At 48.2% G+C, this 14,912-nt stretch carries 22 protein-coding genes; 20 read left to right on the top strand and 2 right to left on the bottom strand.

Translation table 11 applies throughout. The features are described from left to right. From SANK73390_RS22340 to SANK73390_RS22300, 9 genes are all read left to right on the top strand, one after another. Positions 1-467 (top strand): 3TM-type holin (locus tag SANK73390_RS22340; protein WP_462768504.1); only part of this gene is annotated, 467 nt, incomplete at its 5' end. Then, positions 454-675: a TraR/DksA C4-type zinc finger protein gene (locus tag SANK73390_RS22335; RefSeq protein WP_462768503.1), complete on the top strand. Its 222-nt coding sequence runs from the start codon at positions 454-456 to the stop codon at positions 673-675. The genes SANK73390_RS22340 and SANK73390_RS22335, both read left to right, overlap by 14 nt. A gap of 2 nt (positions 676-677) precedes the next feature. Next, positions 678-1,133 (top strand): DUF2730 family protein, encoded by a 456-nt coding sequence (locus SANK73390_RS22330; protein WP_462768501.1) that lies wholly within the window; start codon positions 678-680, stop codon positions 1,131-1,133. After that, entirely contained in the window at positions 1,123-1,425 is a 303-nt protein-coding gene (locus SANK73390_RS22325) for a VpaChn25_0724 family phage protein (protein WP_462768500.1), read from the top strand. Before SANK73390_RS22330 ends, SANK73390_RS22325 begins: the two co-directional genes overlap by 11 nt. A gap of 2 nt (positions 1,426-1,427) precedes the next feature. After that, positions 1,428-2,024, top strand: coding sequence for a DUF3486 family protein (locus SANK73390_RS22320; protein WP_462768499.1), 597 nt, complete (start codon positions 1,428-1,430; stop codon positions 2,022-2,024). After that, positions 2,017-3,603, top strand: a complete 1,587-nt coding sequence (locus SANK73390_RS22315; protein WP_462768497.1) for a terminase large subunit domain-containing protein — start codon at positions 2,017-2,019, stop codon at positions 3,601-3,603. The genes SANK73390_RS22320 and SANK73390_RS22315 overlap by 8 nt, the downstream gene beginning before the upstream one ends. Further along, the gene (locus SANK73390_RS22310; protein ID WP_462768495.1) at positions 3,604-5,172 is read left to right on the top strand and encodes a DUF935 domain-containing protein; all 1,569 of its coding nucleotides are present in this window, start codon (positions 3,604-3,606) and stop codon (positions 5,170-5,172) included. After that, complete coding sequence (locus SANK73390_RS22305; protein ID WP_462768493.1) at positions 5,162-5,863, top strand: phage head morphogenesis protein; 702 nt, start codon at positions 5,162-5,164, stop codon at positions 5,861-5,863. Before SANK73390_RS22310 ends, SANK73390_RS22305 begins: the two co-directional genes overlap by 11 nt. Continuing rightward, positions 5,860-6,324, top strand: a complete 465-nt coding sequence (locus tag SANK73390_RS22300; RefSeq protein ID WP_462768491.1) for a phage virion morphogenesis protein — start codon at positions 5,860-5,862, stop codon at positions 6,322-6,324. The genes SANK73390_RS22305 and SANK73390_RS22300 overlap by 4 nt, the downstream gene beginning before the upstream one ends. Positions 6,325-6,421: 97 nt before the next feature. On the opposite strand, the gene SANK73390_RS22295 is transcribed toward SANK73390_RS22300, so the two are convergent. Both SANK73390_RS22295 and SANK73390_RS22290 read right to left on the bottom strand, forming a co-directional pair. After that, a complete protein-coding gene (locus tag SANK73390_RS22295; RefSeq protein WP_462768490.1) occupies positions 6,422-7,168 on the bottom strand; it encodes a hypothetical protein in 747 nt (248 codons plus the stop codon). Between the two features lie 219 nt (positions 7,169-7,387). Continuing rightward, entirely contained in the window at positions 7,388-7,582 is a 195-nt protein-coding gene (locus SANK73390_RS22290; RefSeq protein ID WP_462767367.1) for a hypothetical protein, read from the bottom strand. A 290-nt stretch (positions 7,583-7,872) separates the two neighbouring features. On the opposite strand from SANK73390_RS22290, the gene SANK73390_RS22285 reads away from it, so the two are divergent. From SANK73390_RS22285 to SANK73390_RS22235, 11 genes are all read left to right on the top strand, one after another. Next, on the top strand, positions 7,873-9,060 hold the full coding sequence (locus SANK73390_RS22285) for a phage protease (protein WP_462768488.1): 1,188 nt from the start codon (positions 7,873-7,875) through the stop codon (positions 9,058-9,060). Beyond that, on the top strand, positions 9,057-9,437 hold the full coding sequence (locus SANK73390_RS22280; RefSeq protein ID WP_462768486.1) for a hypothetical protein: 381 nt from the start codon (positions 9,057-9,059) through the stop codon (positions 9,435-9,437). The genes SANK73390_RS22285 and SANK73390_RS22280 overlap by 4 nt, the downstream gene beginning before the upstream one ends. A 1-nt stretch (position 9,438) precedes the next feature. Then, complete coding sequence (locus tag SANK73390_RS22275; RefSeq protein WP_462768484.1) at positions 9,439-10,332, top strand: Mu-like prophage major head subunit gpT family protein; 894 nt, start codon at positions 9,439-9,441, stop codon at positions 10,330-10,332. A 50-nt stretch (positions 10,333-10,382) separates the two neighbouring features. After that, positions 10,383-10,823, top strand: a complete 441-nt coding sequence (locus SANK73390_RS22270; protein WP_462768482.1) for a hypothetical protein — start codon at positions 10,383-10,385, stop codon at positions 10,821-10,823. A 1-nt stretch (position 10,824) separates the two neighbouring features. Beyond that, positions 10,825-11,241 (top strand): gp436 family protein, encoded by a 417-nt coding sequence (locus tag SANK73390_RS22265; RefSeq protein WP_462768481.1) that lies wholly within the window; start codon positions 10,825-10,827, stop codon positions 11,239-11,241. After that, positions 11,238-11,768 carry a hypothetical protein gene (locus SANK73390_RS22260; protein WP_462768480.1) on the top strand — a complete coding sequence of 177 codons (531 nt, stop codon included), beginning with the start codon at positions 11,238-11,240 and terminating at the stop codon, positions 11,766-11,768. Before SANK73390_RS22265 ends, SANK73390_RS22260 begins: the two co-directional genes overlap by 4 nt. Continuing rightward, complete coding sequence (locus tag SANK73390_RS22255; RefSeq protein ID WP_462768478.1) at positions 11,765-12,400, top strand: phage baseplate assembly protein V; 636 nt, start codon at positions 11,765-11,767, stop codon at positions 12,398-12,400. The genes SANK73390_RS22260 and SANK73390_RS22255 overlap by 4 nt, the downstream gene beginning before the upstream one ends. Further along, on the top strand, positions 12,397-12,726 hold the full coding sequence (locus SANK73390_RS22250; protein WP_462768476.1) for a GPW/gp25 family protein: 330 nt from the start codon (positions 12,397-12,399) through the stop codon (positions 12,724-12,726). The genes SANK73390_RS22255 and SANK73390_RS22250 overlap by 4 nt, the downstream gene beginning before the upstream one ends. Next, positions 12,723-13,724 (top strand): baseplate assembly protein, encoded by a 1,002-nt coding sequence (locus SANK73390_RS22245; protein ID WP_462768475.1) that lies wholly within the window; start codon positions 12,723-12,725, stop codon positions 13,722-13,724. Before SANK73390_RS22250 ends, SANK73390_RS22245 begins: the two co-directional genes overlap by 4 nt. Then, positions 13,717-14,703: a phage tail protein I gene (locus SANK73390_RS22240; protein ID WP_462768474.1), complete on the top strand. Its 987-nt coding sequence runs from the start codon at positions 13,717-13,719 to the stop codon at positions 14,701-14,703. The genes SANK73390_RS22245 and SANK73390_RS22240 overlap by 8 nt, the downstream gene beginning before the upstream one ends. Further along, on the top strand, positions 14,700-14,912 hold a 213-nt coding region (locus tag SANK73390_RS22235), incomplete at its 3' end, for a phage tail-collar fiber domain-containing protein (protein ID WP_462768473.1). The genes SANK73390_RS22240 and SANK73390_RS22235, both read left to right, overlap by 4 nt.

Raw genomic sequence — 14,912 nt, 5'->3', positions numbered from 1 at the left:
ATTTGGAGAACGTGATGAGTGATTGGGTGGGATTAGGCTCCGTACTGGGCAATTTATTGGATGATGTTTTTACGTCAGACGAAGAGCGGCTAAAGCTCAACTTAGAGTTAACCCGTATAGACAATTTAATTGTCAGCGAGCGTTTGCAGCTCGAAAGCAAAGTGATTGAACTACAGGGCCAAGTGCTTGCCGCACAATCTCAAATTATTACCGCTGAAGCCAAAGGCGAAAGCCTGCTACAACGCATATGGCGACCCATCACTATGCTGACCTTTCTAGTACTCATTGTGCTGGACTCGTTCGGCGTGCTGGCGTTTAGGCTCAGCGAACAAGCATGGGAGCTGTTGCAACTCGGCATAGGTGGCTATGTGATTGGGCGCACAGTTGAGAAAGCCGCCCCCAGCGTTAAAAGCATGGCTGTCTCGGCCATTCAAAATATAAGGAAGCCAAAAAATGGACATAGCTGATAAAGCACAAAAGCTCATTGACGAATCAATGAGCCGTAAGCTTGCTGAGCATAGCAAACAATTCACCGGTGCTGATGTGGATTTAGACGAATGCGAAGAATGCGGCGCTGAGATACCACAGGCCCGCCGTGATGCCATTCACAACTGCACAACCTGCGTTGATTGCCAATCGCTGATTGAGCGCAAACAACGAGTAAATGGAGTTTAACCATGTATGAGTTTTTTCAAAAATGGCAAACAGTGATTGTGTGGGCGCTGGGTGTGATGGGTGTATTCATCATGGCATTTTTGTATGTACGGTTCCCCTCACGCAAAGAGTTTAATAGCTACAAAGCCACGGCTCAGCAACAGGTAAGCGACACGCAAACCAATGTACAAAACCAACTCAGCACACATAAAACCGAATTTCACGAACAACTGGCCGCATACAAAAGTGAGCTACAGGAACAATTAGCCGAAGTAAAACGCGCGGTAAGTGACGATGTAAGGGATCTGGAACGGCAAATTGAAAAAATGCCCACCAAAGATGATTTACACGAACTGGAATTAAAAATTGAAGGCTTAAACACCAACATTGAATCGGTAAAGCCTGCACTGAGTAACGTGCAAAAGCTCACTGATTTACTAATGGAAAACGAACTGAGAGAGAAACGCAATGCCGATTGATCAAGTACAAGCTGAGCATCAACGTATCAGCATTTTAATTGCGCTTAAAGAGTCTGCCGACTACGGCGCAAACACCAGCATGTTACGCGACGTGCTTAAACGATTTGGCCTTGGTTGCAGCCTAGACCAACTTAAAACCCTGCTGAATTGGCTTGAGCAAAACGGCTACGTTAAAAACGAAAAGCTCAGCGAAAATACATGGGTTGCACGCATTACGAGCGCTGGCATTGATGTAGCTGAAGGTACGAGCACAGTACCAGGCATTAAACGCCCCGCACCTCGGAGCATGTAGCCATGAGTGACGCTGTACGCAGAGGCAAACCCTCAAAAATCGACATGCTGCCTGAGAGCATTAAAAAAATGTTGGATGAGATGCTGCGTGATAGCGGTAATTCACAGGCTGATATTTTAGAGGCTGTGAACCAACGCATTCTCGATGCGGGCATGGATGAAGAGGCGACTATATCTCGCTCTGGGTTGAGTCGTCATGCACAGAAGCATGAAGCAATAGCAAAAAGCTTACGTGAAACTCGTGCCGCATCAACTGCGTTGGTTGCCGAACTGGGAGACAAACCAACTGGTGAAGTGACCAAATTAATTTTAGAGATGGCCCGCACTCAGCTATTTAAAGCAATGCAGCAACAAATGCTCAACCCGTCATCTGACGAGGCTGTGGACTTAGATACAATTAAAGAGGCGATGCTAGCCGTTCAACGACTTGAAGCAGCAGCATCTCGGAGTCACAAACGAGAGCAGGAAATTAAGAAAGCATACGCAGAAGAGCTTGCCAAAGAGCTGGAACAAAAAGCCAAAAATGAATCTCTACCCCAAACCCCCACCGAAATGCTGGCCTTCTTTAAACGCGACATTCTAGGTTTACAACGTGACTGATGTATTAGACACAGGCGATTTGCCCCTTAATAAAATTACAGGCTCATTGGCTATTGCGCTAAGTACCGATATTTTATTTCAGTACCAGCGCGACTGGATGAACGATGATTCGGTTATCAAGATCGCAGAAAAAAGCCGACGTACTGGCCTTACATTTTCTGAAGCGCTAGACGACGTTATGAGTGCTGTGAGTGAGACCAGCCCACAAAACACTTACTATCTTGGCTCAGACAAAGAAATGGCTAAGGAATTTATCGAGGCATGCGCATTCTGGGCGCGTAAGCTCAATATGGTTATGGGCCAGATTGAAGAAAGCATTTTTGAGGATGAAGACGAGGACGGCACTAAAAAAAGTATTAATACCTTTGAGGTAAAATTTCCTACCACGGGTAAAAAAATTGTCGCGTTGAGTTCTAACCCTCGGGCATTGCGTGGTCGTCAGGGTAATGTGGTTCTTGATGAGTTTGCATTCCACAATAATGCTGACGAGGTAATGAAAGCAGCAGTTTCGCTCACAATGTGGGGTGGAAAAATCAGGATCATCTCCACGCACAATGGTGTAGACAATCTGTTTAATACCATGATCACACAGGCTCGTCGTGGCGAGAAAAGTTACTCAGTCCACCATATACCGATTGACCGAGCATTGCGTGATGGATTGTACAAACGCATTTGCTTAATGGCTGGTAGAGAGTGGAGCCAAGAGGCTGAAGATAAATGGTTGGCTGAGCAAGTTAACTATTACACCTCTAAAGAAGCGGCTAATGAGGAGCTATATTGTGTGCCTAGCCAAGGTGCGGGCCAATACCTCAGCCGCCGAATGCGAGAACGTGCGCTCACCAAAGACTTTAAGGTTGTGCGCTTTAAAGCCCCTGACGACTTTGAAACGTGGACCGAAGACCAACGAGTCAGAGAAGTTGACAAGTGGTGTAAGGAACATGTTCTACCGCTAATTGAAAAATTAAACCCCGAGCTTAGCCATGCCTTTGGTGAAGACTTTGCACGTAAGGGTGACTTGTCTGTGTTTAGTGTGGGCGAGATAGCGCAAGACACCCGTCTTTTGGTGCCATTTATTGTTGAGCTGCGCAACGTCACCTATGACCAGCAACGCCAGATCATGTTTTACATCACATCGCGTTTACCACGTTTGCGTGGCTTAGCATTCGACGCTACAGGTAACGGTGGCTATTTAGCCGAAGCCGCGATGCTCAAGTACGGCACTGAAATGGTTGATTGTGTGCATTTATCACAAGCGTGGTATCGAGAATGGATGCCAAAGCTTAAAGACTACTTTGAGATGAATAACATCTCGCTACCCAAAGACCAAGATGTGTTAGACGACCTCGGCCAAATCAAACTTAAAGATGGCATAGCCCAAATAGATAAAGGCAAGACCACCGACACCTCGGGCGAGAAGCGCCATGGAGATAGCGCCATTAGCATTGCCATGCTAGTGCGAGCTGTAGAGATGGACGGTTGCCCAATTGAGTTTACTGCGCTTGGCTCTGCCAATGATGAAGACCACGACGATGACGATTTTGAATATGACGCGCTGGAAGCCAGCGGAGGATGCTACTAAATGGCTCAATCAAAAATTGTAAATTTGAACGGCGACCCGTTTGAGTTAAACCTAGACGAGCAACAAACGGACGATAACGCGCGCGTTCAGCAGTTGATGAAGCGCTACAGCGACCACCCAACACAGGGGCTAACACCACAGAAACTAACCCGCTTAATGCGCAGAGTTGAGCAAGGTGACTTGGCCGCGCTCGTTGATTTGGCAACCGACATGGAAGACAAAGACTCACACCTAATTGCGGAGCTTGGAAAGCGTCGCCGTGCTGTACGCTCGTTGCCGTGGATAATCAAACCGCCCCGTAATGCTACTGAGCAAGAGAAAAAAGACGCAGCTTTGATCACTGAGATTTTAGAGGACGCGACTTGGTTTAATGATCTGCTGTTTGACCTGACCGATGGCATTTTAAAATCGTTCAGTGCGTGCGAATTGAGCTGGGAGTATTACGAGAAAACCCATGTGATCAGCGCCGCGAGCTTTAGAGAGCAAGGGCTATTTCAAACCGCACCCGACAACCGCAACGAACTGCGACTGCGTAGCGATGACCCAAGTGGCGTGGCACTCAACCCATTTGGCTGGGTAACACATGTTAGCCGCAGTAAATCTGGCTACTTACATCGAGCAGGATTAACCAGCAATTTGGCGTGGCCACACCTATTTAAAAATTACAGCATACGAGACTTAGCCGAGTTTTTAGAGATATACGGGCTACCCAGCAAGATTGGTAAATACCCCGCAGGCGCAAGCACCAAAGAGAAAGCCACGCTCATGCGTGCGGTTCTTAGCATCGGCCACAACGCAGGCGGCATAATCCCCAAGGGCATGGAAATTGATTTTAAAGAGGCAGCTAAGGGACAGGCGAACCCGTTTTTAGACTTTGTTGCGTGGTGTGAAAAAACACAAAGTAAGGCCCTGCTAGGTGGAACGCTAACAGGACAAGCCGATGGCGCAACGTCTACAAACGCACTTAGCCGTGTACATCAAGATGTGATGGACGACATTATAGAGTCTGACGCCATGGAGCTGGCCGCCACAATCACCCGCGATATTGTTTACCCACTGTTTGCGCTCAATGGCCGCTCGTACACAGGCCCACGGCGAGCGCCACGTTTTGAATTTGATTTAAGTGAACCTGAAGATATAAAGCTGTATGCCGAAAGTGTGCCCAAGCTCGTTGATGTGGGTATGCCGATACCGGTGCGCTATGTGCAAGACAAATTGCAAATACCAGCCCCAGAAAATGACGAACCTGTTTTAACGCGAGTAAGTGCGACCCCAGCGGAGCCAGCGGCACTTAAAACCGCAGCACTCAAAACAACTGAGCCACAAGCGCCTGACGATGATTTGGCTGTGATTGAACAGCAGTTACGTACGGTTGCGGGGCCGCTCATGGACACGCTTATAGAGCCAGTTAAGCAAGCGGTTTTAAAAGCTAACAGCTTAGAGCAGTTGCGTGATTCAATCATTGATCTAGCTGGCGAACTGGACACCAGCGAACTCGGCGCTCAAATGCAACTCGCCATAGCGGCCAGTACGCTATTGGGCCGCATGGAGGTAAACGATGGCCGTTGAATATGGCGCGCTACCATTTAAAGAGGCTATCACTTTCTTTAAAGAAAAGTTGAGCTTGCCTAGTGAATCGTGGGATGAAATATGGCAAGAAGCCCACGACCATGCGTTTGTGATTGCGGGTGCAGTTGAAGACGATTTGCTAGAGAGCCTGCGTGAAGCCGTAGACAAGGCCATTGCTGAGGGTATCAGTTTAAAAGAGTTTCAAGCCCAGTTTGCTGAGATAGTCAAAAAAGCAGGCTGGGACTACGTGGGCAACGCTGGCTGGCGCAGCCATGTGATTTACGAAACCAATCTGCGCCAATCATACAACGCTGGGCGCTGGCAGCAATTGCAGGCTGTAAAGGCCACGCGGCCGTATTGGATGTATCGCCACGGCGACAGCGAGAATCCGCGTGAACTTCACTTAAAGTGGCACACTTTGGTATTGCCCGCAGATGATCCATGGTGGCGGGAGCACTACCCCAGCAATGGCTGGGGGTGTAAATGCAGAGTGTTTGCTTTGAGTAATCGAGACTTGCAGCGCCTTGGTTTGCCCGTTGGCACCGCACCGAACGACGGCACCTACGACTGGGTAAACAAAAAGACAGGTGAAGTTCACGAGGTGCCTTTAGGTGTAGATCCTGGCTTTGACTATGCACAAGGTGCAACCAAACCCAGTGAACGGCTAGCACAAATACGGAGCGAGCAATGAGCGGCGTTAAACTCAATATTAATTTTGACAGCAAACAGATAGCCCGCGAACTCAACCAAATTGTTGATAACGTACAAGACCGCACCGCACTGCATCGGGATATTGGCGAATACATGCAGCTATCAACGGCTGAGCGTTTTGCCAAAGAGCAAGCACCCGATGGCACACCATGGGCACCGCTGAAAGAGTCAACCAAAAAACGTAAAACTAAAAACCGCAATAGCATTTTGCGCGAGAATGATTTTTTGCGCGACACCCTCGCGTATGACGCTGACAGTGATGCCATGGAGTTTGGTTCTAATCGAGTACAGGCCGCACTCATGCAATGGGGCGGCACAGATGATATGGCACCAGGACCCGCCGCAGTAGAAGCCCGTGAGTTTGTAGGCGTGAGTAACGACGATGTTGATGAAATAATGATACGCGCAGACGATTTTGCAATGACCGCTGTACGCCACTAGAACGCGCTGAGCGCGTTTTGGGCTACGATGGTGTGACTCAAGTAGAGATAACAGCGTCAAATACGTTTCGGGACGTTTCTAACGAATGTATTTTGCGCTATTTGTCGAGGTTAAATACTTTTTGCAATGCTGTAGCAACAATACCCACTTTCTCATTTTGATCTTCTCTTCGTGATACTTCATATCTGCTAAACTTATCCTTGTACTCAAAATCGTGCAAATTTGCATGTACTATTTCACGAACAGGTATACTGATTAAGAACTTGTGTAGGTTCACTGGTTCATCATCGACTTCTAATTCATCTTCTAATCCGTCCTCTGACTCAACCTCTAGTGCTTCTATAAATTCATCCTCTAACTCATCCCATACAGGCTCGTAGTTTGTGACAATCTCTAGACGGTTCTCCTCCTTACTCCTGTAACCACTGCGTAATGGGAGTACCATGATATCGTTTAAGTGCGTGCCACCAGTAAAGGCATAACCTATATATACTTTGCGATTTGATAGTGTAAAAGCGATGGGAAGACCAAAATCCCAACTCTGATAAAAAATAGACGTAAACTCTGGTGAGTCATCCGTGTGGGCTATTTCTCTAAATGCCAGAGCGCGAACGTATTGACGAGACTCGCCTGTAACAAAAGTAGCACTGAACATAAGTATGGATGGTATTAGAAAAGAATGGAGCAATGCGAACAGTACAATTTGCGCTAGGTTAATTCCATACTGGGGAAAGTATATTTGAGGGAACACCTCTCGAATAATAGTCATTACACCATTTGTAAAAAAGCCAGCCTGATTATCGAAGCAATTAAAAAAATATAAAATGACAGTTGCTATTATCATTAAAATTGTTCCCCATACAGCAGAGTTCAAAAATGTATGATAACCGTCAGATTTGCAGAACTTGGGGTTAGTTAAGTGACAGCGTATGCAAAAAACATAACCTACAATCGTCACTAAAAGCACTAATAATATAGTGGGCTTTATCATAAATATCCTTTTACTCCAGTAACCCAAAAGGGAGCCTCAGCTCCCTTTCAGTTAACTTCTAGAACGAATTAATCAGGCTCGTTCTCTTTGTTCTTCAGCTTTTCTTAGCGACTTAATTTGCTTTTTAACAACGACACTTTCTCGGAATGATTTTTCATCAACGTGAAAAGATCCATCTCGGCGAGAAAGGACATGTATTTCAGCGTTCTTACTCTCATCAATCCCTGGGGCTAGAAACTGCTTAATGGATTGTAAAATTTCACCCATACTCGACCTCCTAAAACCAGCTAAATTTAACTGGGTGGCGCATTTTAACGCCTCTCCATATATAGTCAAGGACACATTTGACCTGCTGTCAACTCCCTCGACTCCTATATAATATTGTTTCCACATCCAGCAATATTACATAGGATAAATACACATATCTATGGGCAATGTCTTACATATAGCAATGTTTTACACACTGTAAGCCCACTAGATTTTTTTAACCCAGGTTAAAATACATTCCCCGCGCTAAATCAGATACTGATCCCACGAACTAACACATGGTGTCAGCAATGCATAACACTACGAGAGACCGCAAGCAGCAATTGGGACGCACCCGCGCTATGGACGGCGCATTTTTGGCGGTTTTGTCTAACAGACCCAGCGGCCAGATTGGTACTGCGATTTGTAAAATCTCTGATATTGAGATTGATGAAAACGGTATAAGCCCACGTGTACAAGTTGTGCCTGATGGATTTTTTAGTGCTGGCGATGGCCGCCCGCAAGACACCGAGCACAAAGCATGGTTGATGGACCAAGCCGCTTGGACGTTGCTTAAACGCCACTTAGACGAGCGCACTAACGACCTGCACTTTGATTACGAACACCAGACTATTTTTGCCGAAAGCAACGGTAAAGAAGCTCCCGCCGCTGGCTGGATAAAACCCACTGCATTTGAATACGTGCCAGGACAAGGTGTATTTGCGCTCAACGTTAAATGGAACGACAAAGCTGCGGCGTACCTGCGCAAAGACGAGTACCGCTTTGTTAGCCCAGTTTTCGACTACGGCTACGATGGCCGCCCCATCAAATTTCGACATTTTGCATTAACCAACGACCCTGGCCTAGACGGTATGGCCAAGGTCGTTGCACTCAAAACCGAAACCATCGGAGATAAATCCATGAATGAAGCACAGAAGTTGCTCGCAGCACTCGGTGTGGTTGTGCCTGACGGCCAAACACCGACTGATGAGCATTATCAAACCGCGACAACGGCGCTCACAACGCTAAAAGCAAAAGCTGAAGAAACCGCAGCACTGACCAACCAGTTAAGTGATGCCAACAACCAAGTTGCTGCACTTAAAGCCGCTGGCGGCAACGGCCAAGTTGATTTAACCAAGTGGGTGCCTCGCGCAGACTATGACGCATTAGCAACTGAAACCGCGACCCTGCGCACTGAAAACAGCACGCTATCAATTGAGCAGCAAATTGAAAAAGCCCGTGAAGAGGGCCGCATCTCGGCTGCTGAAAGCAACTACTTTAAGCAGCTTGGCGAGCAGCAAGGCGCGGCTGTTTTGAAAACGCAACTCGATGCGCGCACACCCATTGCCGCATTGAAGAGCCAGCAAACGACGAACACCACGCAAGCACCGCCCAAAGGCCAAGATAGTGGCGAGCTAGACAGCGCTGATTTGGCCGTACTCAAAGCGTCGGGCCTCGATGTTGACGCATTCAAAAAGCAAAAAGGAGCACAACAATGAGCGCTATAGCAACTCGTGATGGTCGCTTTCGTGGCTACCCATTGGCAGGTAGCACAAAGCTCATCGCAAACAAGCCTGCAATTTTAAGCGGTGGCTTATTGGTTTCAGTGGGGGCTGTTGGCGTATGCGCTGGCGTTATGCGCGAAACCGTGGATAACAGCCAAGGTGTTGATAAAGCGGTCCGTGGCTCGGTTGAAATTGGCGAGCACATGTTCCCGAACAGTGGCGACATTAACGAAACCCATGTAGGGCAAACCGCATTTTTTGTTGATGCAACCAGCAATCTTTCTATTGATTCAGCAACCAATACCCGCTCAACGGCTGGGACTATCACCGAAGTGGATAGCCGAGGCGTTTGGGTCAATCTAGGAGTTTAACATGGACATTACAGCAGACGTCGTTCGTTCAATTTATACAGGCGTACAAACGGCATTCCAGCAAGGCCGCTCGCTTTATACGCCGACATGGTCACAAATTGCCACCGAAGTGTCATCAACGACAGCAACCGAAGACTATGCGTGGATGGGCGAGTTCTCAAAACTACGAGAATGGATTGGTGATCGTGAAGTCAACAAGATGGAATTACACACTTACTCGCTTAGAAATAAAAAGTTTGAAGCGACTGAAGGTATTTTAAAAGATTACATCGAAGACAATAGGCTTGGTGGCGTGTTCAAGAAGTTTGAAGACATGGGCTACGCGGCTGCAACACATCCTGACGAGTTGGTCTATGAATGTTTAGCAAACGGTACTAAGAACCTATGTTACGACGGCCAGCCATTTTTTGACCCTGAACACCCAGTTGGTGAAGGTAAAGACAAAAAGCTAGTTTCTAACATCCAAGATGGGACGGGCGTGCCTTGGTACTTGCTGGATGCAAGACGTCCACTCAAGCCGCTGATTTTCCAAAAACGCCGAGATTACAAACTCACTGCCAAAACGGATGATGGCACGTCTGACCGCGTATTTATGGCCGACGAATATTTGTATGGCGTTGATGCTCGTGTAAATGCGGGTTACGGATTCTGGCAACAGGCATTTATGTCTAAAGCCGAACTCACTGCCGACAACTTCAATGCGGCATTTAAGCAAATGAGGCAACTGAAAAGCCAAAAAGGCCGCCCTTTAGGTTTCAAACCTAGCCTACTTGTTGTTGGTGCTGAGCACTTAGCCGCAGCCAATCAGCTAATTAAGGCGATGCAAAAAGAAGGTGGTGCGAGCAACACCAATTACAACCAAGTGCAAGTCCTCGACTCTGAGTGGTTGGATTAAGCCCAAATACATGGGGCTTAGCCCCACTTTTAAAAAGGTAGGAGCATGTTATGGAAACTCGTTTGCCGTCTGTCACGGTACATAATCCGCGTCAGCAACACTATCACCGAGCTGGCTTTAAATTTGAGTCGGGTAAAACCGAATTATCAGCAGAGCAACTTAGTGAAGATGCACTGGCGATATTACGTGCTGATCCCCACATTCGCGTCACGGAAAATTCGCCAATTGAGCTTACTAGCCAAGGGAACGGTGTGGACTCACAAAGTGTGGGTGATGATTTGATTCTAGATTGTTCAGGTGCCCCCGAAGGACTTGAGCACATTATCGCATCAATCCATCTACTGAACGATAAATCACCATTAACCAAAAAGCCTAAATGCGATGAACTGACATTCACGGTTGAAGGTGTTGATGGAGAGCAGACACCAACCGCTGAGCAACGCGATGCGGCGTGGACGTGGTATCAAGAAAATGTAATGAAGGCTGAATGATATGTACTGCACGCGTGATGATTTGATAGCACAGGTTGGTGAGGCTGAGTTGGTAAAACTCACGGCTGAACGTGGCGAACATGCAATAAACGAAACCCGTTTAACCAATGCCATTGCCAGCGTTAACGAGGTGATTGATGCGCATGTTGCCATGCGCTATCCACTACCACTGCCCACTGTGCCAGGCATTTTAAAACGCATTGCTGTCAACATTGTGCGTGCAGACATTGACCAACGCCCCGCAGAGCGTGTGACTGAGGACAAAAAATCAGCCATGCAACTACTGAACAAAATCAGTAAAGGTGAGCTGAGTTTAGGATTAGAAGCCAGCGAGCCAGAGCCACAGGCGCTCGACTTGGCCGAAATGGAATCGGCAGGCTCGGTATTCAGTCGCAATAATACTGGCGGCTGGATATGAGTTTATCTAAATATTTGCGCGCAGTACGCGACAAACTCAGCGATACATTTACCGATTTGCTGGAATGTGAATTGCACCCAGGCACGGTAAATGGCACAGAGTTAGAGCGCATTGGCGCTCACACTCCGAGCATGTTGGTTACACTCGGGTATGTTGAACCACCGCAATATATTCATGAGGGATATGACCGTGCAGTTATCCCCATGGTGTACATCATTACGGGTGGTAATGCTGATCAGCAATTAGACGACGCGGTGAATTTTGTAGACGGTATCACCCAGCTCATCGAGGGCGACGGTTTTGGTTACGAGCTGGCACATAGCGCCTCAGACATTGCCGCTAAAAACCTGTTTACAACCGCAACTGGCCGACACGCAACCTCACTATGGGTTGTCCGCTGGCGTCAGTTAGTGCGCTATGTAGAACCCCAAGCACCCGCAGAGCCGCCCCCAACCGATTTATACGTGGGCATTGCCCCCAAAATTGGTGCCGACCATGAACCTGATTATTTCGAGGTGACGCCATGAGTTTTGAATTAGCTGAATTGATACGCCGTTTTGCCAATATGCTGATGCTCGGCACGATTGAAGAGGTGGACCATGAAGCGCAAAAAGTACGCGTAAAAGTGGGCGAGCTAGTTACTGGCTGGCTCCCATGGCCCGCAGAGTTGGGCCGTAATTTCATTCGTTGGCGTCCGCTCAAGCCTGGCATTCAATGTTTGATTGCCTGCCCCGCAGGTGAGCCAACGCAGGCCGTGATTATTCAATTGCTATACACAACCGAGTTTCATTCCCCGAGTAATAGTGAGCACATGGATGTGACGCTATTTAACGATGGCACGCAAATTCAGTATGACAGTGAAAACAGCGTACTTGATGTGAACTGCGCGAAAGATGTGGTGATTAATATTGCGGGCAACCTTACTGCTCATATTGCTGGTGATGTGGTTGCGACGGTGGACGGCTCCACCAGTTTGAGCAGTGCCGGTGATTTTAATATTGAGGCGGGCGGCAATTTTAATGTGAAAGCCAGCCAAACCAACATCGACAGCCCAGTGACTCAAACGGGTGGTGATATGACGTCTGACGGTATATCAGCCCAAAAACACATACACGGCGATGTCAGTGCAGGTGTTGCAACATCGGGAAAACCGCAATGATGAACGCAAACACAGGCCACATTATCAGTGCCAAAGACCATCTAAAACAATCAATCTGCGACATTCTCACTACGCCATTGGGTAGCCGTGTAATGCGCCCAGATTACGGCTCGAACTTACCGCGTTTAATCGATGCGCCAAGTAATAACCAAACACTCGTTGAGATTTATGCCGCCGTTGCTGGCGCGCTCAGACAATGGGAACCGCGCTACAAACTCACCCGCGTAAAAGTGGCGAGCCACGGCAAGGGCCAAACGGTGATTGATTTAGAGGGCATGTACTTGGTTGATGGCAAACCACTGATGTTAGAGGGGTTGATTGTATGAGTATGATTAATTTTGCGGCGATTGATTTAGACAAATTACCACCGCCAAACATCATTGAACCACTCTCGTTTGAACAGATAAAAAACGAGATGTTGAACGAGTATAAAGCCCGTTATGCTGACGCTGAAATTAACCTGGCAAGTGAACCCGCTGTTAAATTGATTGAGGTGTTTGCGTATCGAGAGTTGATGGTGCGCCAGCGTGTGAACGAAGGGGCTGAAGCGGTGCTACTGGCTAAAGCTACCGACGTGGAGCTGGATTATTTGGGCGCGCGTTTTGGTGTTGAACGCCAACTGATTGATGCAGGTGACGCGGAGGCTAACCCACCCATTCCGCCAACGTTTGAAACCAACGAGCGTTACCGCGAACGTATTCAATTGGCACTCGAAGGATTTAGCACCGCAGGCCCTGTAGGCGGTTATGTATTCCATGCACTCAAAGCCAGCTCACAAGTTAAAGACGTGGCGGTTGATGCCCCACAGTTTACGGTTGCACAATTAACGCAAGAGCAGCAAGCGACGTTACCCACTGGTACAACAGTTTTACAGTGTACGTATGACGCAGGCTTGAGCGAGCCACAACCAGGTGATGTGGCGATTACCGTGTTATCAACTGAGGAAAGCGGCGCACCAAGCAGTGAGCTAAACGCAGCAGTGATGGCCGCACTCAGTGCCGATGATGTACGACCACTTACAGATCACGTTCGACTACGTGCCACCGACATTACTGAATATGCGCTAAGCGCGACGTTACATTTATATCCTGGCCCCGATGCTGAGAGTGTGCGCATACAAGCCCAAGAAAGTGCGCAAAACTGGGTGAATGACAATCATAAATTAGGCCGCGATATAACCCTGTCAGGACTCTATGCAGCACTGCATTTGCCAGGTGTGCAACGGGTTGAACTACACTCGCCAACAACAGATTTAGTGATGTACGGTCATCAAGCAGCATATTGCACAAACCTCAGTGTCACCGTTGGGGGTCGCCATGTCTGAGCAATTACTACCGCGCACAAGCACCAAGCATGAGAAAGCGTTGGAACAGGCAAGCGCGCGCGTGAACGACGTGCCGGTGCAAATCGGTGATTTATGGTCAGCGGAGCGATGCCCTGAGCATTTATTGCCGTGGTTGGCTCATGCGCTCAGCGTAGATGAATGGGACAGCACATGGCCTGAAGCCATAAAGCGTCGTGTGATAGCCCAGAGCATTCCAACACACAGAATCAAAGGCACCGCAGGCGCAGTAAAAAGCGCATTGGCTGCGCTCAATGCCCATATAGAGCTTGAAGAATGGTGGCAATACGGTGGTGTGCCACACACCGCAAAACTCATTGCGTTGGTGCGTAACAACCTCAACCAAACAGGTGATTCATTGCTAACTCCTGAGTTGCAGGCCCAGTTATGGCGCATTGTAGCGGCGATGAAACCTACCCGCAGCCACATTGACTTTAACGTGGGTGTGCAAATGGATCAGCCAATGTCTATCGCGTCAGCGACAACGAGCTGCAATGTACAGCGCATGGATTTTGCGGGGGGGCCTGATAACACATTGCACACCAGTAGCCATGTTGTTCAATCAGCAACGAGTAACATTGCGAATAGTCGAGCCGAGTTAACTGGCGCACCTGATAACTCGTTACACACCAGCGGCCACGTTATTCAGTCCGCACACAGCAACGTTGCCAATAGTCGAGCCGAGTTAACTGGCGCACCTGATAATTCGCTGCACACCAGCAGCCATGTTATTCAGTCAGCGCTGAACAGCACAGTGAATAGTCGGCGTGAATTTATCGGCGGCCCTGACAACGCACTGCACACTAGCGCACATACCGTGCAATCAGCCGCGAGCAATATAGTCAACGCTCGTACGCCGTTGGCTGGTGCCCCCGATAACACGCTGCACACCAGCACACATGTGATTGCTACCAGTATCAACACTACATGTATTCAAACTAATAGGATGGTATGCCAATGAGCGACTACACCCCCATCATAACTCAGGCGGGTATCAATGCCGCCGCGAATGCCAAAGACTCGGGTATTCATATCAATATTTCGCACATTGCTGTAGGCACTGTGGGTTATACCCCCACGCGTGACCAAACTGCATTACGTAACGAACGTGACCGCTCACAGGTTGTGAGTGTGGCCGACGCTGGCCCAGGGCAAATTCACATCACAGCT

Source organism: Pseudoalteromonas sp. SANK 73390 (assembly GCF_054966645.1).
This window is presented reverse-complemented; position numbering and strand designations above follow the sequence as displayed.